Annotated in this window: 1 protein-coding gene; it reads left to right on the top strand. The window is 42.4% G+C overall.

Annotated features, from left to right (window positions below; all coding sequences use genetic code 11):
• Nucleotides 1-813 (top strand): IS91 family transposase (locus tag PALI_RS00020; RefSeq protein WP_193154355.1); only part of this gene is annotated, 813 nt, incomplete at both ends.

Raw genomic sequence — 813 nt, 5'->3', positions numbered from 1 at the left:
ATAACTGTAGTGAAGTACAACAAATTGGGTGTAGTTGTCGAGACCGTCATTGCCCACGTTGCCAAGGGATGGCTACGGCTAAATGGGTGCAAAAACAGCAGGAAGATTTATTACCGTGTCGGTATTTCCACCTTGTTTTTACACTCCCTCATGAGTTGAATATCATTGCTCACTATAACCCAAACGCGTTGTATCAGTGTTTATTCAAAGCCACATGGCAAACGCTGAGTAAATTTGCGAAACGGAAAAAGCATGGCCAGTTAGGCATGACTAGCGTGCTGCATACGTGGGGGCAAAACTTAAGTCAGCATATTCACCTGCATTGCTTGATACCCGCAGGAGCGCTTGGTAAAGCACACTGGCACGAAATAGAAAAAGGTTATTTATACCCAGTAAAAGCATTATCAACGGTCTTTAGAGGAAAAATGCTCGCGGCGCTCAATGAATGCGATAGTTCATTCGCGAAGGTAAGCACCCCGACTAAATGGTGTGTTTATAGCAAAGCCTGTTTAACGTACAGTGAAAAGTTAGTCAGTTACCTTGCACGTTATACCCGAAAAGGCGTGATGTCAGAATCACGGCTGGTATCAGCGAATGAACAAACAGTGAGTTTTAAATACCGCGATTATAAAGATAATAACCGGAATAAGGTCATGACACTGAGTTGTGACGAATTTTTACGGCGTTATTTACAACATATATTGCCCAAAGGGTTTATGCGCATTCGCCACTATGGATTTTTAGCCAATGCATGTCGTAAACAAAAGTTAGCGTTAATAAGGACTCAAGAGTCACACACATGTAAACCAGTGA

The organism is Pseudoalteromonas aliena SW19 (genome assembly GCF_014905615.1).
Classification (GTDB): domain Bacteria; phylum Pseudomonadota; class Gammaproteobacteria; order Enterobacterales; family Alteromonadaceae; genus Pseudoalteromonas; species Pseudoalteromonas aliena.
The sequence above is the reverse complement of the archived record's forward strand: the minus strand, read 5'-3'. Positions and strand labels throughout refer to the sequence as shown.